This window comes from Algibacter sp. (genome assembly GCF_029245835.1).
Classification (GTDB): Bacteria; Bacteroidota; Bacteroidia; order Flavobacteriales; family Flavobacteriaceae; genus Algibacter_B.
The window spans coordinates 1-20,104 of the sequence record NZ_JAQWOO010000017.1 but is presented as its reverse complement, the minus strand read 5'-3'; the positions used below and the strand labels follow the sequence as shown (position 1 = coordinate 20,104).

Below are 20,104 nucleotides of genomic sequence, written 5' to 3'. Positions count from 1 at the left end.
GAGAGCTCGAGCGAGTAAGGAAGTGTTATTATAAAAGGCGTTATAGTTCTCGTCTTTTTCTATTTAAAGATATTTAGATACATACTTAAGAAATACGTTTTAACCAATTAAAAACCAAAAATGAAACAGAACCTATTAGTTTTTTTAATTTTAAGCCTTTTTCCATCTATAGTAATCTGTCAACAATTAGAGAAAGATACATTTAGACTTTTTTTTCTTGGCGGTCAATCTAATATGGATGGATATGGTTATAATTCGGATTTACCAAAATCTTTAGAATCTGATTTGAAAAATGTATGGATTTTTCATGGTAACCCTGCAGCAGACGAGAAACAAAATGGTGGACAAGGAATATGGGAAATACTGAAACCTGGACATGGTAAAGATTTTTCGTCTGATGGAAAAAAAAATAATCTTTCTGATAGATTCGGACTAGAGCTTTCATTTGCTTATAAAATGAAAAAATTATACCCTAATGAAAAAATTGCGATTATTAAATACTCAAGAGCAGGTACATCCATTGATAGCTTAGCTGCTCGTTATTTTGGCTCATGGGAACCAGATTATAGAGGAAAGACAGGAATTAATCAATATGACCACTTTCTAAAAACGATAAGAAATGCCTTAAATGTATATGATATTGATAAAAATGGAAGAATTGATAAATTAATACCTAGTGGAATTCTATGGATGCAAGGAGAAAGCGATGCTCTTAATGAACAAATCGCACTACGTTATTATGATAACTTAAAGCGTCTTATGGGCCTAATTAGAGCCACCTTTCGAACAGATGATTTACCTGTAGCCATAGGTAAAATATCAGATTCTTGGAATAACAAAGATGGAAAAGTATGGAAGTATGGTGATTTAGTTCAATATGCACAAGAAAAGTTTGCCTCAACTGATAAAAATGCTGCTGTGGTAAGGAGTACTAGGTATTACAAATACTCTGACCCATATCATTACGATAGTAGTGGATACATTGATTTGGGAGAAAAATTTGCCGAAGCTATTGATCATTTGAATAAAAAATAACGACACCCAACAATGGGAATCGTTGCGCAAGTCTCTCAAAAAAATATTAACTCAATAATGGCTTTTTAAGGTGGTTTTGTTTATTGAGAATCCCATTTATTATTAAAATTTGAAGCATGGTAAATGCCCTTTTTAACGTGTAAATAGCTTTTTAACTGTGAAACATAATAACCTATGGCATCACTCTTCACAGTTTTCGTAAAGAATTTTAAGTGCTTTTTCAGGTTATAAGCCTTAGCAGACAGGTGCATCACTTTATTAGATTTCTCAATACCAAAAGTATTGATTTTTCTGAGTTCAATAAACTGGATTAGGTTGCCAAATATTGGTTCTACTCAAATTAGCCGTTTCGCTTTCATATGACTTTTGGGTTTGCTGTCTACCTTCGCCAAATGAGTTTCTCAGATTTTCTGGCGTTCAAGGCTCAAGATAATTTAAACTAGAATTTATCACGGAAAACGGAATTAAAAAATATGAATATCATAACACTCTAAATCTATACTCACATCTGACGAAAATATTATGATTAATGATAATTTTTGATTTGTAGTAGATAGTATTTGAGATAGATATGTATAATACATTCTTTAATTTTATAAAAATACAACTGAGCTAAGTGCAACAACCCGGAACCTTCAATAATAAATAATAATCTAGTATTTTATTTTCTTTTGATTTCAATAATGAGTTGTCGTCAAAAAGAAGCGTCTAGTGACCAAATGGAGGCTTCGTTAAAAAGTAAAGGAATTAAATCAGCTTTTAGAGGCATAGAAAGAAACGGTTAATGCTCAAGATCCAACAATAAATATAAATTATCAACCTGAATAAACGAAACTTTAAATTATATATAACTCATTGCTTAAACACGCAACTAAACAAACACAATCGTATTACAGCACATTTTAAAAATTATATTATATATGAAACAACTAACAATTTTTGCTTTGGGATTAACTCTTTTGTTTTCTTGTAATAACCCTAAAACAAGATATAACACTTTCAATCCGGGAAAAGAATGGAAAGACAATAATGATGTCCATATTAATGCTCATGGAGGAGGCATCATGTTTTATAATCAAAAGTACTATTGGTATGGAGAACATAAGGTTGAAGGGAAAATAGGAAATACGGCGCAAGTAGGAGTTCATGTCTATTCATCAAAAGATTTATATAACTGGAAGGATGAAGGAATTGCTTTGCCAGTAGATAGTATAGATTCCAACTCTGATATTTCAAAGGGTTGCATTCTCGAAAGGCCTAAGGTGATTTATAATGAAAAAACAAAAAAGTTTGTCATGTGGTTTCACTTGGAACTAAAAGAGCAGGGATATAAGGCTGCAAGATCTGGTGTGGCTGTTGCTGATAATCCAACAGGACCCTTTATTTTCATTGAGTCAGTAAGACCCAACAAGAGCAGTTGGCCAATTAATGTGCAGGAATATCATAAACTTCCTGTATCAGATACTATTAAAGGCAACTATTGTGGAGAAAAAGGTTGTCTTCCTGCTCACGTAGATTCATTAAATATTTTGGGACGAGATTTTAAGAATGGACAAATGGCACGAGATATGAATTTATTTGTAGATGATGATGGAAAAGCATACCACCTATATTCTTCTGAAGAGAACAGTACTTTGCATATAGCTGAACTAAGTGATGACTATCTTTCTCATTCTGGCAGATATGCCAGGTTTTATAGTAACAGATACATGGAAGCACCAACTATTCTAAAGACCAGTAAAGGAAAATATTATTTCATGGCTTCTGACTGTACGGGGTGGTCTCCAAATACTGCCAGATCAGCCAGTGCTGATGATATATTTGGTCCATGGGTAGAAATTGGAAATCCTTGTATAGGTCCAGATTCATCAACTACGTTTAATTCGCAAAGCACCTATATTCTTACTGTCCAAGGTAAAAAAGATGCATTCATATTCATGGCTGATCGATGGACTCCTGAAAATCCAATAGACGGCAGGTATATTTGGTTACCAATCCATCTAGTAAATGACAAAATTGAATTGAAATGGAAGGATAAATGGGATTTAAGTGTTTTTAAAGAATAAAACGTGTTACAACAATGGTAATAGTTGCACAAAGCTCTCAAAAAAATAAATATTAACTCAAAAGCGCCTTTTTAAGGAGATTTTCTAGCATTAAACCCGTCTCAATTTTTGTGCTTTTTTGCTAGGTTTGAAACCCACAATCCTTTACGAAATTATATACTAAGTGATGGTATGCAATTGCCTGCTGCACGCAGAATTACCTCTTATAAACACTTTTTTTCTAATAATGACACATTTTACACTGTTAATTGCACCTCGCAAAATTAGTGCATATTTATCGAGGTGTTTTTACTGCCCTTGTTGACTGCTCCGTGACACTGGTCTTGGTCTAATTGCAACGTTTATTCCTACTCTTTATAGCTTGTATTTTTTTAGCTGTTGCTTTAATCTCTTGCTTCGATATTGTAGCTTTATTTGTCTTATATTTCCTTTTCCTATTGTTTTTTTTATTGCATATTGACTTAAATTCAAAGGGAAATCTGAAATTTATTGGAAAAAGAATTTATTACACAACCTATTTTAAAATCTTCAATTTAAAAAAATTAATTATAAAAAATCAGGTTTAATAAATTGCACTAAACCTGATTTTCTTAACTAATTACAAATTATTTAATAGCCTGTGGTAGGAATTAATTTACTATTAATCTGTAATTCAGAAGTTGGAATAGGCCATCTAATTTCAAAATCTGAATACTGTGTTTGAGGATTACCAGAATTTGACCCAACCGAAGGGTAGTGAAAATTTTAAAAATCATCGAAAGCAAGTAGTAAATTTCACAAATCCAGATGGTTTAGTACTTCTCAGGCACAAAAGTTTGATAATCTATTGGCGGACGCACATACGCTTTATAATCTGGTAATTCAGGTAACTCAATAGGTTTTAAATCCATTTTTTCATGAGGAATTTTGCTTAAAACATGGCTGATACAATTTAAACGTGCTTTCTTCTTGTTATCTGCATTTACTACATACCAAGGCACTTGTTTGGTGTCAGTATGAGCAAACATGTTGTCTTTGGCTTTTGAGTATTCTAACCATCTAGAACGCGATTCTAAATCCATTGGGCTAAATTTCCAACGTTTTAATGGATTACTTATTCTGTTCTTAAAACGCTTTTCTTGTTCTTCATCGCTTACTGAAAACCAGTATTTTAAAACAATAATTCCTGACCGTACTAGCATGCGCTCAAACTCAGGGCAAGATCTTAAAAATTCATTATACTCAGCATCTGTACAAAACCCCATCACTTTTTCAACGCCTGCTCTATTATACCAACTTCTGTCAAAAAGAACAATTTCACCTGCAGCTGGCAAGTATTGCGTATATCTTTGAAAATACCACTGTGTTTTTTCTCTTTCCGTAGGAACACCTAATGCCACGACTTTACAAACACGCGGATTTAAAGGTTCGGTAAAACGCTTTATAGTGCCACCTTTTCCTGAAGCATCTCTGCCTTCAAAAACAATCACCACTTTTAAACCTTTATTTTTTACCCATTCTTGAAGATGCACTAACTCGGTGTGTAGTTTTGATAGTTCTGCATCGTAGTTGAATTTATTATCTTTTGACATACTCGTGTTTTTTTGCAGACACAAGTTACTGAAAAAGAAAAAAAGACAAAGTGATACGCCTTTTTTTTGTGCGTTATAAAGTTAATTTATAAAGATTCTTATTAATTTTCTGCATTAAAAAACACCTTGTAATAATGCATTTTCTTTTCATCGTCATAACCACGCTCTAAATATTCGCTTGAGGCATCAGGAGCATCAATATCCAACTTTATTTGAATATGGGTGTCTAGTTTTATATCGGTTTTTATTTTTCGTTTTTCTTTTGTTACCACAGCTTCTGCAACATCAAACTGATTTCTAATAACCAGATTTTGTTCACCCTCAAATTCTTTTTTATAGTTTTCAAATTCTCTAATATGCTTTTCGTCTTCAAATAGTTCCTCTTTAAATCGGGCTACATTTACCACTTCATTTTCTTTAAAAAAGTCAATAGTTTTGGCTAAAAACGTGTTTTGCTCTTGAGCGCCATAACTGGTTTTTATAATTTCGGTTGAAAAGTCTTTGCATAGTTCAATATACTGCTGAGTATGGCTGTTCGCATCATCGGCATACTTGATATTTAAAAAATGATTAATCCAATATTGCGCATCATAACTATTGTTGTCTACACTTAAAATGATGTTACCTTCCGTATCATTTTGATTCAAAATTAAACAGCCTTTATCTACTTTTTTTGAGTTGATTCCTTTTTGCACTAATACGTCGTAACTTTTATTTTCTAGATAGGTTTGAAAGAAATTCACTTTACTTTCTATTTTGAAAATACCAATAGCATTGGTAGTCATGTCTCTAAATTCAATCCCATCAAACAAAACCACTAAAACATCTCCTGTTTTTATTTGTGCAGAACTAGATTGTTCATAGAGATGGGTTACTATGTGTTTCGAGATTTCTACAAATTCGTCTTCATCATTAAACAATTGTGTGCAATAGCTATTAATTTCGTTTAATGAAATGTTAGCATGATGATTAAAACGGTAACTCTGCACGACATTTCCAAAAGGCTTTAATAAAAAAGGTAACATCAAATCGTAACTGGCTTCATCAAAATCGACTAACTTTTCTGAAAAAGCATTTTTAGTGTCATTAAATTTATTACCAACTTTATGGATGATGAATTTTGAAATTGAGGCGTTTTTTCTTGAAATCATAAGTGTGTTATTAACACTGCAATACTATTAAAATAACTTGAATATAATACAAAAAAAGAGCACCAAAGCATTACACTTTGGCGCTCAAGATTCGAGGACTTGCTTTTAGAGGTTAAAAACCTTTATTTTTTGAAACTAGTAAGCTCTGAATAGCCCATGAGTTTACCATTTTTATTATAAGATTCGCTTTTTACAACACCAACGCCTTCAGAAAGCCATTCTTTAATTTTGAATGATATTTTCATCCCCACTTTCATTTCGCTATCATAACTTAAAGCAAAACAATCAAAAGTTCCTGCTGGTGTGGTAATAGATTCTTTTTTATCAACTTTTCTGTTTAGCATATCAATACTCATGTTCATAGTCATGCCTCCCATATTTATGGCCATATTCATATAGGCATCTTTTAAAGATTGCCCTACTTGTAAATCGTTAGGAAGTTCAACATTGGTACCAGTAATATCCATGTCCATGTCTTTATATTGTTGAAACATGTCTGGATTTATTAGCGACTTAAAATCAATCGAAATGGTGTTGCCTTCACATGTAATTTTGTAATCAGAAGTAGTTATTTCTTTTCCTTTAGCATCAAAAATAGTTGTTTTTATGGTGGCTACATTATTATCAATATTAGTAACTTTATAGTTAACAACACCTTCTTTTTTACCTTTTTTATTATAATTAGTAATTTCAAATGTAACCCCTTTTTCAAAAGGGTAGTAGGCCTTACAGGCACTTTGACTTACTGATGTGAAGCTTATAAAAAACACGCAGATTAAGATTATAATTTTTGTTTTCATTGCTTATATTTTTACAAATTCTACCCGTCTGTTTTTCGCTTTTCCATCATATTTGTAAACTTTCCCATAAATATCAAATGATTCTTTTACGAAGGTATCTACACTAGAAATACCTACTTTGCTTTTTGGGCGTTTTATTTGTTTAGATTGCGCATCAATATTGGGAACAATAAATACAAATGCCATCAAAAAGAAGAGAATGTTTGTTGCATTTTTGAGTAATTTCATTTGTAATTATTTGATTAATAGCTGCCTTAAAGATAAAGATTAGTTTTTTATCAACAAAAATGACGAGTTAAATTTATATTTTATTTATTAACTTTTTTGCCAGTAATAATATCTTGCGGTTAATTAATCTGGTATAAAATTATGGTATTGGGTTCTCCTTTTGTTATAAACTCTAAATTATTGTCTTTATCAATATTATCAAGTTCTATTGTTGAATTTCCATAAACAGGAAAGTTTGGAAGTAATTTGGACTGGCTATCAAATAAATAAATTTTGTGGGATTGCAAATCTGTTGAAGAAACATAGATTTTATTATTAATATAGAAAATTTTTGGGTTTGAATAATCTCCAAAGTCTAACTCGGTAGTTTTATTTTTTATAGTGAGTTTGTTTTCGGCTTGTGCAACTAAAGTTTTGCTAGTCGTTTCAATATGATGATTTTTAGAAAGATTTAAGTTTCTGGAAGAAACGTTTCCTCTTGAATCTACTGAAATTAAATCGCCAGCAGCAGTAGTTGTTGTAAAGGTATTGTTGTACAAAAAAACGTGTTGGTTTGAGTAAGAAAAAGATTGTTTCGGTTTAACTCTAGTTTTTCCTAATCTGTCTAGGATATAAAGTTTACTTTTTGTTTTTAATGTGATGTAATCTTTACTCCCAATTCTAAAATGTTTTGGCTGGCAAATAATAGTGTTATTAGCAGATTTAAAAGTAAAACCCCTTACCTTTTTTCCTTTAACATCGTACATTAAAACATTTTTTCCTTGGGTTATTAGTAATCGATAATTTTTTCGTTTATCATAGTCAAAAACAGCAAGAGGTTGCGTGATTTCATCATTAAACTTCAATGAAAATGGTCTAACCTCTTTACCATTTCTATCTAAAACATAAATGCGGTTAGGTGTTGCGAATGCTAATTGTAATCGTCCGTTTTTGTATATATCAATTTGTTCAATTTTCCCTAGTACTGGTCCTTGTAATTGTTTTTTCCAAAGAATTTTTCCTTTATTAGAAATTAAATATAGGTTGTTATTTATATCTTGAACAACAATTTCTTTTTGTTTGGTAATATGATTTTTAACAAGTTGAGGAGTAATTAAAATATCTTTATCAAGCTTAATATTTAATTCTTCTGAAACCGAATTTAAAGAAGCTCTAGTTTTATTCTTTTTAATAATGCCATTAACGTGAGCAAAATTGTTGTCGTAAATAAATTGAATAGCTGAGGTTTTGAAGCTGTTTAATGAGTAATTAGAGTTTCTTGCAATATTTTTATTTAAAATACCCTTTAATGTTGAAGCGTTTGTAACCTGCAATAACGATGACGCATCGCTAAGCTTTTTCTTTACATCTTTAAAGTTAGTTGTATGGCTTACCGTTGTTTTGTTTTGGTAGTTAGCAATAATGTTTTGAAGCATTTCAAGATTATTGGCAAACACAAAAAAATTGTCTAAAACAAAGTACAAATTGGAGTTATTGGCGCTAATTAAGGGCATGAATGTTTCAGCAAATAAAGCAGAATCGCTAAATTTATAGATATCAATTTCTCTGTAAGTATCAGCAACAGTTTGTTCTCCCAAAAGCGCATCACTTGTGGCTATAACATCAGTTGAGTTTAATACTATAGCACGGTTTTCATCTTCATAAATAACCCCAGCTTCAATAATAGCTTCAAAAAGTGTCGTGTTATTTGGTATGGAATCTGTCTTATTGAATTTTGATAAGTTAGCTTTAAAAGTTTTAAAATCATCAAATGAAAAACTCATAAAGCCATCGCTATTTGATGGGGTAATATCTTGAATTTGATTAACTTGAGGGATAGTGTTCTTAAAAATATTAATAAGACTTTGAGTAGAATCAGTGGCTTTCGTAATGCCATTAAAATAAGTGTCGTTTTGATTCAACTCAACATCAATAGCGATATATTCAGTGAACCTATTAAACGTAAGAGAATCTTCAATAAAAAAGGACGGATTAAAATCAACACTAGGTTTTAAAACCATCGAAAATGTTTTGTCGTTACTTGCAGTATTGTATATTTTTTTAAGTCTTAGGTCTTCATTAATGTTATCGAAAGCATTATCAACTATTGTTTTAGAAGAAGATGCAAAAAAGGTACTATCAATTATTGCATTATAAAGTATGTCGTTATCTATTTTAGATTTTATGATAGATTTATTTTCAAAAGCAAGTACTTCTTCAGTATAGTTTGGTAACGAATCTGTAACAAATAAGTTTTTTGTAAGCTTGGTTATAAATGAATAATGAAGACTATCGTTGTCATCTTTAGAAAAACATATTAATATATCATGGGATGGATTTAAGTTTGATAGGGGTTTTAGTTGCTGCTCTAAATTCTCATATATCGTTGTTTTTGAGATCTGTTGTAAAAAATCACTATTGTTAATACTGCTCTTTAAGCTTTCTTTATGAGAGGCTTTAATAATTATAAAGGTATTTTTAGGAACAAAATTTAAAAGATTGGAATGTTCTGGATTAGATTTTGAACAACCAAAAATAAATATAAGTAGGAGGGAAAAACAAAATAATCTCATGGATTGTATTAATTTTTACAAAGATAAAAACTTATATGTGTAACTTTAATTGGTTGGGTAATAATCTAAACGATTTTCTGTGGTATTTTGTGATACCATATTTTTTTATGGCTGCTCTGTGTTCTTTTGTTGGATAACCTTTGTTTTGTTTCCAATTATACATTGGGAATTCTTCATGTATCTTTTCCATATATAAGTCTCGGTTTGTTTTTGCTAAAATAGAAGCAGCAGCAATACTTAAATATTTACCATCACCTTTAATTATAGTCTCAAATGGAATATCCTTGTAAGGCTTGAATTTGTTTCCATCAACAATGATGAATTTTGGTTTTTCATGTAAATTATTAATAGAAAGATGCATAGCTAAAATAGATGCATTCAAAATATTAATATTATCAATTTCCTCTTGAAACACATGAGCAATGCCAAAACATAGCGATTGTTTCTCAATAATAGGTTTTAAAAAGGCTCTTTTCTTTTCACTTAATTGTTTGGAGTCATTTAGAATTAAATTCTCAAAATCTTGAGGAAGTATAACAGCAGCAGCAGTTACTGGACCCGCTAAACAACCACGGCCAGCTTCATCTGTTCCGCATTCTAACAAAAAACCTGAATGATTTGATAATAGCATGGTGCTAAAATATCAATAATTACTCAAATCTAATTTATTATGCATACATAGCTTTTTCTATAAGTTTATTAATGATAATGCAAAAAATGTTATGTTTTTTATCTGATTTATGGTTTTTATTTAAATTTTTAACATTCATGTCGAATTTTTTTTATTGAAAGCTTATTTCTGTTAAATATTTTTTATTGCTTTTTCTTTGGTTATTTAAGATAATATTTAGAAATTCGTAACTGACTAATTCAAATAATTATTGTATGAAATTAAAATTGATCGGGTTGATTACACTTTTAATGGTGTTTTCAATTCAATTTTCTAATGCTCAAGAAAACAAAATTACGGGTACAGTTTTAGACGCCGCAGGAATTCCTCTTAATGGTGTAACTATTATTGTAGACGGTACTAGCAGAGGTGTTGTCACAGATTTTGATGGTAATTTTTCTATCAATGCCAAATCAGGTGAGATTCTAAAATTTAGTTTTATTGGTATGGAAACTAAATTTGTTACTTTAGGTAGTAGTAACGTTTTAAATTTAACCTTAAATGAAGATCTCGAAAATTTAGATGCTGTAGTAATAACAGGGTATCAAAACGTGAAAAGGGAGCTCTTTACTGGAGCAGCACAATCGGTAAAAGCCAAAGATATTGAGCTCGCTGGATTGCCTGATATTACACAATCACTAGAAGGTCGTGCAGCTGGAGTTAGTGTTCAAAATGTAACAGGAACATTTGGTGCAGCACCTAGAATTACAATAAGAGGGTCTGCATCCATACTTGGTAATGCTGATCCCATTTGGATTGTAGATGGTGTTATTCAAGAACAAATTGTAAATGTATCATTTGCTGATTTGGTGTCTGGTGACCCGAATACGTTGTTAAGTTCTGCCATTGCTGGTTTAAACGCCAATGATATTGAAAGTTTTGAGATTTTAAAAGATGCTTCTGCCACCTCTTTATATGGCGCTAGAGCTCAAAATGGAGTTATTGTTATAACTACAAAGGGCGGTAGAAAAAATCAAGCTCCAACCTTTAGTTACAATGGTGATTTTTTAATGCGCGATAGACCTAGATACGCGCAGTATAATTTGTTAAATTCTCAAGAAACTATCTCTGTTTATAGAGAGTTAGAATCTAAAGGGTTTTTGCAATATCCAGACGTTTTGTCTGGACGAAATGGAGGTGTTTACAACATCAGAGCAAATGCCATTAATGTTTTTGACGAAACTAATGGGGCTTTTGGAATTCCTAATACCCCAGAAGCACGAGCGTCATTTTTGCAACAATATGAACTAGCAAATACAGATTGGTTCAAAGAGTTGTATAATATGACACCAACTCAAAACCATAATATTAGTTTTTCTAGTGGCTCTGAATCTTCTAGAACATATGCTTCCATAGGTTTTTTTACCGATGGTGGTTGGTCTATTGCTGATAGGGTAAGGCGTATCACAGCAAATTTCAGAAATTCTTTCCATTTTAATGAAGATAAATTAATCTTTACATTACTAGGAAGTGCAAATATTGTAAATCAAAATGCGCCAGGAACTTTAGCAAGACAAAATGATACTTTTTTTGGAGCATTTAATAGAGAGTTTGATATAAATCCTTTTAATTATTCGTTAACTACTAGTAGAGCACTTAGACCGAGAGACCAGAATGGGGATTTAGAGTATTATAGAGCTAATTGGGCACCTATCAATATACTTAACGAAATAGCGACTAATACTTTGGAAATTAATAGAACAGATATTAAATTTCAAGGTCAGTTAGAATATAAAATAAATGATAACCTTAAATATAATTTTTTAGGTTCTGCAAGATATGTACAAAATTTAGGTGAAAATGCTGCAAGAGCTAATTCCAATAGGGTGTCTGCTTATAGAGCTGCTGAAAACCAAATAGTAAGAGATGCAAACACGTTTTTATTTAATGACCCGGATGATCCCATAGCCTTAGCTCGGGTGGTACTTCCAGTAGGGGGGATACTAACAGAAAATAAAAATACACTTACAGCATTTACTTTTAGGAATTCATTCCAGTATGACAAAACTTTTAATGATGTTCATAATCTTAATGTCTATTTTAATCAAGAATACAGACATGCAGATAGAACGTCGTCCTCAAACACCGGATATGGTTATCAATTTGATAGAGGTGGAGCCATATTCACAGACCCAGATATACTAAGAAAGGCAATTTTGGAAGGTGATGACTACTTTTTTTCTCAGGATACACGTTCTCGAGAAGTGTCATTAGCTATGCAAGTTAATTATGATTTTAATCAAAAATATGTATTAAGTCTTACGGGTAATTACGAGGGCTCTAATAGAGCTGGAGAATCTTCAAGCTCAAGATGGTTGCCAACCTATTCTGTTGGTGCCCGTTGGAACGCGCATCAAGAAAAGTTTCTTGAGAATTCTAATGTCATATCAAGTTTAGTATTCAGACCAAGTTACGGTGTAACAGGTTTATTAAACGATGCTGCTAGTAATAATAGGGCAGTGTTTTTAAACTCAATAACAGACAGGTTTAGTTTAGAAGATAGAGAAAACTTTATTGATATTGAAGATTTACAAAACTCTGAACTTACATATGAACAAACACGTGAGCTAAATTTAGGTTTAGAAGTTGGTTTCTTTAACGAGCGTTTACAAACTGTTATTGATGTGTACTCTCGAAGAGGTAAAGATTTATTAGATGTAGTGAGAACTTCTGGTATTGGTGGACAATTTACTAAATTGGGAAATAATGCAGAAATGACAACTGAAGGTATTGAGTTTCAAATAAATTCAGTAAATGTGAGTACTGATAATTTTCAATGGCGTTCTGGGTTTAATATCTCATTCATCAATCAAGAAATAACAGATTTAGAACAAAGACCTAATGCTTTTGCCTTAGTTAACGGTACCGGAAATGCCATAGGTACTGAACGTAATGCTTTATATTCTTTTAAATTTGATGGTTTAAATGAATTTGGTGTTCCAACTTTTGATTTAGGTCAGGATGAATTTGGGGAGGCTATTGATCCAATTTCTGGAATAGATTTTCAAGCTACCGAAGATATATTGGATTATTTAGTTTATGAAGGGCCTTCTTTACCAACATTAACTGGGGGGCTCGCAAATAATTTTAAATATAAAAACTGGAATTTTAGCTTTTTTATGTCATTCTCCGGTGGAAATAAGATTCGCCTAGATCCTTCTTACTCATCTACATATAATGATTTAAGCGTATTTCCTAGAGAGTTTGTAGACCGTTGGCAACGGCCGGGTGATGAGAACATTACAAATATACCTGCCATTGCTTCTCAATCTTTGATACAATCTGTTGGTAATACCAGTATTACTAGAGCTTATAATGCCTACAACTACTCAACAGCAAGAGTAGCTGATGGTGATTTTGTAAGAATGAAAAATATAACTTTAGGATATACTTTTGACGGAAATACGGTTAAAAATTTAGGTTTATCCTCGTTACGTCTAAATTTACAGGGGACAAATTTATTTTTATTATACTCTGATGATAAATTAGGAGGTCAAGACCCTGAGTTTTTTAATAGCGGTGGTGTAGCCTCTCCTATTACACGGTCTTATACTTTTACACTTAATGTTGGTTTTTAAAAAAAAAAAAATGAAAAAATATATAAAATTTATACCATCATTACTTCTTGTTTTAATTTTTAGTTGTGATGAGGTACTTTCTGAAATACCAGATAATAGAACTCAAATAGATTCACCTGAAAAAATTTCTGAATTACTAGTTGCAGCTTATCCGGAAGCCGGTTATGTTTCTTTTTTAGAGCCTATGTCTGATAATGCTGACGATAAAGGTCCAGCAGCTCGATCAGATAATAGAATAAACGAAGAAATGTACTTTTGGAGAGATTTGAACGATGATGATGAAGATACTCCTACAAACTATTGGAACAATACCTATGCTGCCATTGCACATGCGAACCAAGCATTGGCATCTATTGAAGAATTTGGAGGTGGAGAAGAATTCAATGCTCAAAAAGGAGAAGCACTTTTATGTCGAGCATATGCACACTTTATGTTAGTAAGCATTTTTTCTAAACGATACAATCCTGATACGGCAAATATAGATCTGGGTATTCCATATGTTACGGAGCCAGAAACGGTTCTGATAAAAGAATACGATAGAGGGACTGTTGCAGAAGTTTACAATCAAATAGAGCAAGATCTAGAGGAAGGCTTACCTCTAATTGAAAATGAGTATGATGTTCCTGCATTTCATTTTACAGAGGCAGCGGCTAATGCATTTGCATCTCGGTTTTATTTACATTTTGGTAAATGGCAAAAAGTAATAGATCATAGCAATGTGGCTCTTGGTGGTGCAGAAGCTTCAGTATTAAGAGATATTAATGGTTTGTATGACCAATTGCCTGGGGGTTCAATTCAATTTCAATATTCAGCACCTGTAGATCCGTCTAACTTATTATTAGTTGCAGGCAGTTCAGTTTATGCAAGAGGGTCTTTCTCCGGATTAGCAAGATATCAGTTAACTAGAAGTTTACAGCAAGATATATTAGGAACCAGTCCTTTGGGATTGCCATGGGCCTATTCTATTTTTACCTATGGTGGTGATGTAGGTTTAACTTTAATAAAATATAATGAATATTTTAGATTTACCAATCAAGCAGCAGGTATTGGTTTACCATTTGTGACTTATATGATTTTAACGACTGATGAAGTTTTACTAAATAGAGCAGAGGCTTATGTCATGCTTCAACAGTACGATAACGCTGTTTCAGATATAAATCTTATGTTTTCAACAAAAACTTCAGGGTATTCAGGAGCTAATATTTTAACGGCAGCTGATATTGAGGATCCAAGCGGTAATTTTGTGTTCACCGATGATAATGAGTATACACCATTTTATACAATTCCATCTAATAGTCTTCCTTATATCAATTTAATTTTAACAATGAGGAAATCTATATTTTACAATGAAGGATTACGATGGTTTGATGTAAAAAGACATAATATAGAAGTTTTGCATAGAATTACTAATGTTAATGGGAATACCATAGATGTATTAACATTGCCAAAAGATGATAACAGAAGAGCAGTACAAATTCCGTCAGACGCTCAAGCCTTTAATATTGAAGAAAACCCAAGATAATTATATTTATAAAATTTAATCTATGAAAAATACATATTACAAATTATCAGGTATTATATTTTTGTTAGTTGCAACCAGTTATTTGTTTACAGCTTGTGAAAGTGAACCTAGCTTAAAAGAATCTCAGATTGATACTTCTACGCCAATATTAAACGAACTAGATATATGGTTAAGACAAAGTTTTGTAAGCCCTTACAACATTGACGTACAGTATAAATGGGACATAAATGATACAGAAGTGGATAGATTTCTTCATCCACCTTTTGAAAGAAACGTTAGACCGCTTGCTGAAATATTGCAAACTGTATGGATAGAACCATATAACCAACTAGGAGGCGATAACTTTATTAGAACTATAGCGCCTAGAGAGTTTATATTTTCAGGAGGCTTTAATTTTAATCCAGGAGGAAACACAATAACATTAGGTATAGCTGAGCAGGGAGCAAGAATAACCTTATTTAACATAGATCTTTTAGATTTTGGGACTGTAGTTTATGAAGAAGATATACCGAACGATTTTGATGTTCAATTTGCTGTAACTGGACCATTACAAACTATTCATCATGAGTATGCTCATATTCTAAATCAAATTGAGCCTTATGATCCGGCTTTTGATATTATTAATCCTGCGGATTACACGTCATCATGGGCAGACAGAAGTAATGAAGAGGCTAGGGAGCTTGGTTATATATCAGCATATGCATCAAGTCAACCTAGGGAAGATTTTGTTGAAATGATAGCTTACATGCTAATACGATCCGCTACTAAATGGGATGCATTGGTTGATGGTATTGCAAGCCCACTAGCCAGAGCTAGCATAAGACAAAAAGAACAATTAATAGTTGAGTATTATCAAGAAAAATTTAATATAAATTTTTATGAATTACGAGAACTAACTTACCAAGCTTTATTAGAAATATAGTTAATGACTAAAAAATAAATATGAAATTTATAATAAAAAATAGTTTTTTTAAACTTTTATTTTTATCCTTTTTCGTGTTATCTTCATGCAGTGATGATGATAACCAGAGTGTTTTTGATCAAACACCTTCTGAAAGAGTAGATGATGGAATCAATGAATTGAGACAATTACTAGTATCTCAAACCAACGGTTACAAAGCCGTGTATTTTACAAAGAATGACGAAAGAGGTGGGTTCACTACTTTTATGCAATTTAATGCAGATGGCACCGTAAGGCAAACCTCAGATTTTAATGATGATATTGCCCTTCAGAATTCAAGTTATGAGGTAAGACTTGGTACAACTACAGAGCTTGTGTTTACTACAAGAAACCATATTACAAAGGGAACAGATCCTACAGCTGTTACTGAGGTTATCAATGGCTTTCCAACTGGTCTTGGCTTTTTTGGAACTTCCGTTTTTCAATATTTTAGTAATGACAATGGCGTTATTGCCTTTAGGGATATTAGAAATAGCGAGACAGGTTTGATGGTGCTATATCCAACCAATTTTACAGATTTTGATACGGAAAGTATTGCTGCCGTTACTAAAATTAGAAGCCAAATTGCAAATATTTCTGTGCCTTTAGGCCTTGCAACACCAATAAATCATGTTTTGCAGATTAGCAATTCTACAAATACTGAAAGGTATGAGTTTAACTATGATCAGGCTACACGTTTTTCAACATCAATCGGATTTTCTGAGACTGAAATTAATGAGCTAAGTTTTGGTATTGCCTACACAGAAGAAGGGATAACTATCAGTCCAGCTCTCGAATTTGAAGAAGAAGCTTTTGTGGATTTTATATATGATGAACCGTCAAATAGCTTCATATCTACTGTTAATGGTAGTACAGTAACTATTTTATTTGACTCTGCACCAGCCTTTTTAAACCCTAATGATATTATTGAATTAGAGGAGTTGGGACCAAATGGGTTTTTGTATAGAAGAAGTTTAGGAGCTAACCCGCTTACTAGTGGTAACCATGATTTGCTAATGGACCAGGTTCAGCTTGCCGTTCAGGGAATCATAGGTCCTCAATGGACAGTATCAGGCTACCAATTAATAATAGATTTTGAAAGTGATAATTGCGGTACATTTTTAGTGTTACAACTTGCATCAGCCGCTGGAAATGCCAATGTGTTTTATTGTTTTGAGAGAGGAGTTATAACAGACAGCACATTATTCTTAACTTATTTAGGACCATCAAATTTTACATTCTTGGAGCCTGCTGTATTGCCTCTAATAAATTTTCTAGGAAATTCTAGTGGTTTAGAGTTTACCAGACAAGGAACTTTTTCTAGTGATTCAAATTCATTCCCTAATCTGTCAGGAACTTTTAGAAGCCTAAATGAACCATCAATTAGAGTTTATGGCTTGTTCTTCGGCTAAAAAAACGGTAATTAAATAAAAATAATTTAGCCCAGAGGTTTATTTTATCCTCTGGGTTTTTTTATAGAATAAATTAAAAAGTTATTCAACGATAAATAATTTTTCCATTTTACTTCGTTATCATATATTGTATTTACATTTGCAACGTTTTAAAATTTTATGCGAAAGTTAGTTTACGTCTTATTCTTTATTAGTATTTCATCAGTTGTTTTTGGGCAAACTATTCCTGAAAAAGTTCAACGGATTAATGAAACAGATACTTTTGACAGTCTTACTCAAGATAGTATTGCCGTTCGTGATATTGGGCAAAAACAGAAAAAAAGTGTGTCAAATCAACTAGACGCAGAAAGTTCCAAAGTTAAAAAAGCTAAAATCCAAGACTACCTAATTATTTCAAAGGATAGAGATACAACATTTGTTGACACCTCGTTAACAATAAGAAAAGACTATAAATTCAATTATCTCCGAAAAGATAATTTTGGTTTAATACCTTTTTCAAATTTGGGGCAAACCTATAATAGTTTAACTCATAATTTCCAAAACACTAACTCAATGCCGCAATTTGGTGCAAGAGCAAGACATTTTAATTATATGGAAATCGAGGATATTAATTATTATCGCGTTCCAACACCACTTACCGAATTGTTTTACAGAACAGCTTTTGAACAAGGTCAACTAGCCGATTCTTTTTTTACGGTAAATACATCACCACAATTTAACTTCTCTATAGCTTATAAAGGGATGCGATCTATAGGTAATTATCAACACATGATAACAAGTACGGGTAATTTCAGGTTTACATCAAATTATACATCAAAAAACAAGCGTTATCAAGCCCGTGCCCATTTTGTAACACAAGATTTGTTTGGTGAAGAAAACGGAGGACTCCAAGAAGATAGTGTTGAGAATTTTGAAACAGGAGAAGATGAGTTTTTAGAACGCCCTATTTTGGATGTCAATTTTGAGAATGCAGATAACATATTAATAGGAAAACGTTTCTATCTAGACCAGAGTTACAATATTTTTAATAAAGTAGTAGAGAAGTATCTTCCTCAAACATTAAATGATTCTATTTCAAAAAGCCGACTTGATCTAAAGCACGTAATGTCTTTTGAAGATAAATATTACCAGTATAACCAAACATCAGTAAACACTAGTTTCTTTGGAGAAGCTTTTAATAATCAAAATTTATTTGATAAAACAACCGTTGAGAATTTTTATAACGAATTGCAACTAGATTTTTATAATAACGTATTAGGGAACATTCAGATAAATTTAAACAACACCAATTATAATTACGGGTACAATAAGTTAGTAGTTCTTAATGGAAACACTATTGTTAACAGATTAAAAGGAAGTGTTTTCGCAGTAGGCGGTAAGTATAGTAAGCAATATAAAGGCTTCAGTCTAAATGGCGAATTAGGAGTCAATATATCAGGAGATTTTGAAGGTAATTACTTTAAAGTAAATACAGTTTTTAATATAAACGAAGATATTTCAGCATCAGCATCCATAAATCATAGTTCAAAGGCACCAAACTATAATACATTGCTATATCAAAGTGATTATATAAGTTATAATTGGCAAAACAATTTTAATAATATTGAAACCCAACAAATTAGTTTCAAACTAAAGTATAAAGAACTAGCAAATATCACAGTAGATTATTCCACAATAAACGATTATGTCTATTTCAAGCAAGACGAAGCCACATTGCAAGTAAGCCCGTTCCAAAATGATAAAACAATAACCTATCTAAGAGCGAAGTTCGAGAACGAGATAAAATTTGGTAAATTTGCAATCAACAACACAATAATGTATCAAAACGTTCAAGACCACAACAATGTCTTAAACGTTCCAAAAATCAACACCAGAAACACCCTTTACTTTTCAAGCCATTTGTTTAAAAAAGCACTTTTCTTGCAAACCGGAGTAACCCTAAATTACTTTAGCAAATACTACATGGATGCCTATAGTCCATTATTGGCAGAATTCTATGTTCAAAACGATAGAGAATTTGGAGATTTTCCGCGCTTAGACTATTTTTTAAACGCAAAAATCCGTCAAACCCGTATATATTTCAAAGTCGAACATTTCAATTCATCCTTTACAGGCTACAATTACTATGCTGCACCAACATACCCATATCGAGATTTAGCAATCCGTTTCGGAGTAGTATGGAATTTCTTCTTATAGAAAACTAGTTTTTATTATTAGGGCGTTCCCCAAAAGGGGTCGGGCTTTTCATTCCAAGTCCTCGCTTCAGCGCTAAGGCGCCAAAGCTGTGGGCTATCCATTGCAATCCCTAACGCGGGCAATTCTGTTAGCGTTAGTTTTGTCCCAGTTATATATCATCCGCAAATTTAAGTTTTAAATTAATTCAAGTGATTTAGTTTAAAAAGGCCCCATAACAATTAATATGGAGTAAGAAAAAAACATAATAACCTGAGTTCGATTATTAAAACAGGCAAACTTGATTGGAATTTATAGTTTGAAATTTAATAGACGGTTTTTTAGGCAAGAAGCTATATGCGATAAGCCCTGAAATCAGGTTGCTAAGAAAGTTCCCAAAGCTTCTG

13 protein-coding genes are annotated in these 20,104 nt (G+C 32.1%); 7 read left to right on the top strand and 6 right to left on the bottom strand.

Annotation, left to right across the window (positions count from 1 at the left end):
• Window positions 1–120: 120 nt before the first annotated feature.
• Together P8K68_RS02315 and P8K68_RS02310 are read left to right on the top strand one after the other, a co-directional pair.
• Complete coding sequence (locus P8K68_RS02315; RefSeq protein ID WP_300247798.1) at window positions 121–1,035, top strand: sialate O-acetylesterase; 915 nt, start codon at window positions 121–123, stop codon at window positions 1,033–1,035.
• Between the two features lie 920 nt (window positions 1,036–1,955).
• Complete coding sequence (locus tag P8K68_RS02310) at window positions 1,956–3,101, top strand: glycoside hydrolase family 43 protein (protein ID WP_300247796.1); 1,146 nt, start codon at window positions 1,956–1,958, stop codon at window positions 3,099–3,101.
• A 791-nt stretch (window positions 3,102–3,892) separates the two neighbouring features.
• Here P8K68_RS02310 and ppk2 read toward each other — a convergent pair.
• The 6 genes from ppk2 to P8K68_RS02280 form a co-directional block, all read right to left on the bottom strand.
• Window positions 3,893–4,672, bottom strand: coding sequence for a polyphosphate kinase 2 (ppk2, locus tag P8K68_RS02305; RefSeq protein WP_300247795.1), 780 nt, complete (start codon window positions 4,670–4,672; stop codon window positions 3,893–3,895).
• 101 nt (window positions 4,673–4,773) lie between these two features.
• Complete coding sequence (locus P8K68_RS02300; protein ID WP_300247793.1) at window positions 4,774–5,823, bottom strand: nucleoid-associated protein; 1,050 nt, start codon at window positions 5,821–5,823, stop codon at window positions 4,774–4,776.
• A gap of 122 nt (window positions 5,824–5,945) precedes the next feature.
• A complete protein-coding gene (locus tag P8K68_RS02295) occupies window positions 5,946–6,623 on the bottom strand; it encodes a hypothetical protein (protein WP_300247792.1) in 678 nt (225 codons plus the stop codon).
• Between the two features lie 3 nt (window positions 6,624–6,626).
• Window positions 6,627–6,851, bottom strand: a complete 225-nt coding sequence (locus P8K68_RS02290) for a hypothetical protein (protein WP_300247790.1) — start codon at window positions 6,849–6,851, stop codon at window positions 6,627–6,629.
• Between the two features lie 119 nt (window positions 6,852–6,970).
• Entirely contained in the window at window positions 6,971–9,403 is a 2,433-nt protein-coding gene (locus P8K68_RS02285; RefSeq protein ID WP_300247788.1) for a ribonuclease HII, read from the bottom strand.
• 31 nt (window positions 9,404–9,434) lie between these two features.
• Window positions 9,435–10,034, bottom strand: a complete 600-nt coding sequence (locus P8K68_RS02280; protein WP_300247786.1) for a ribonuclease HII — start codon at window positions 10,032–10,034, stop codon at window positions 9,435–9,437.
• Between the two features lie 254 nt (window positions 10,035–10,288).
• Between P8K68_RS02280 and P8K68_RS02275 the strand changes: the two genes are divergently transcribed.
• The 5 genes from P8K68_RS02275 to P8K68_RS02255 all read left to right on the top strand — a co-directional run bounded on the left by P8K68_RS02275 (window position 10,289) and on the right by P8K68_RS02255 (window position 19,721).
• Window positions 10,289–13,651, top strand: coding sequence for a SusC/RagA family TonB-linked outer membrane protein (locus P8K68_RS02275; protein WP_300247784.1), 3,363 nt, complete (start codon window positions 10,289–10,291; stop codon window positions 13,649–13,651).
• Between the two features lie 10 nt (window positions 13,652–13,661).
• Window positions 13,662–15,173: a RagB/SusD family nutrient uptake outer membrane protein gene (locus P8K68_RS02270; RefSeq protein ID WP_300247782.1), complete on the top strand. Its 1,512-nt coding sequence runs from the start codon at window positions 13,662–13,664 to the stop codon at window positions 15,171–15,173.
• 22 nt (window positions 15,174–15,195) lie between these two features.
• Window positions 15,196–16,095, top strand: a complete 900-nt coding sequence (locus tag P8K68_RS02265; RefSeq protein WP_300247780.1) for a substrate import-associated zinc metallohydrolase lipoprotein — start codon at window positions 15,196–15,198, stop codon at window positions 16,093–16,095.
• Between the two features lie 20 nt (window positions 16,096–16,115).
• Entirely contained in the window at window positions 16,116–17,525 is a 1,410-nt protein-coding gene (locus tag P8K68_RS02260) for a DUF4302 domain-containing protein (protein ID WP_300247778.1), read from the top strand.
• A gap of 159 nt (window positions 17,526–17,684) precedes the next feature.
• Window positions 17,685–19,721: a putative porin gene (locus P8K68_RS02255; protein ID WP_300247776.1), complete on the top strand. Its 2,037-nt coding sequence runs from the start codon at window positions 17,685–17,687 to the stop codon at window positions 19,719–19,721.
• Window positions 19,722–20,104: the final 383 nt, after the last annotated feature.

Coding starts and splice junctions, on each gene's coding strand:
- P8K68_RS02270 (WP_300247782.1), top strand. CDS start 13,662: ATGAAAAAATATATAAAATTTATACCATCATTACTTCTTGTTTTAATT.
- P8K68_RS02280 (WP_300247786.1), bottom strand. CDS start 10,034: ATGCTATTATCAAATCATTCAGGTTTTTTGTTAGAATGCGGAACAGAT.
- P8K68_RS02295 (WP_300247792.1), bottom strand. CDS start 6,623: ATGAAAACAAAAATTATAATCTTAATCTGCGTGTTTTTTATAAGCTTC.
- P8K68_RS02290 (WP_300247790.1), bottom strand. CDS start 6,851: ATGAAATTACTCAAAAATGCAACAAACATTCTCTTCTTTTTGATGGCA.
- P8K68_RS02315 (WP_300247798.1), top strand. CDS start 121: ATGAAACAGAACCTATTAGTTTTTTTAATTTTAAGCCTTTTTCCATCT.
- P8K68_RS02300 (WP_300247793.1), bottom strand. CDS start 5,823: ATGATTTCAAGAAAAAACGCCTCAATTTCAAAATTCATCATCCATAAA.
- P8K68_RS02255 (WP_300247776.1), top strand. CDS start 17,685: ATGCGAAAGTTAGTTTACGTCTTATTCTTTATTAGTATTTCATCAGTT.
- ppk2 (WP_300247795.1), bottom strand. CDS start 4,672: ATGTCAAAAGATAATAAATTCAACTACGATGCAGAACTATCAAAACTA.
- P8K68_RS02260 (WP_300247778.1), top strand. CDS start 16,116: ATGAAATTTATAATAAAAAATAGTTTTTTTAAACTTTTATTTTTATCC.
- P8K68_RS02310 (WP_300247796.1), top strand. CDS start 1,956: ATGAAACAACTAACAATTTTTGCTTTGGGATTAACTCTTTTGTTTTCT.
- P8K68_RS02275 (WP_300247784.1), top strand. CDS start 10,289: ATGAAATTAAAATTGATCGGGTTGATTACACTTTTAATGGTGTTTTCA.
- P8K68_RS02285 (WP_300247788.1), bottom strand. CDS start 9,403: ATGAGATTATTTTGTTTTTCCCTCCTACTTATATTTATTTTTGGTTGT.
- P8K68_RS02265 (WP_300247780.1), top strand. CDS start 15,196: ATGAAAAATACATATTACAAATTATCAGGTATTATATTTTTGTTAGTT.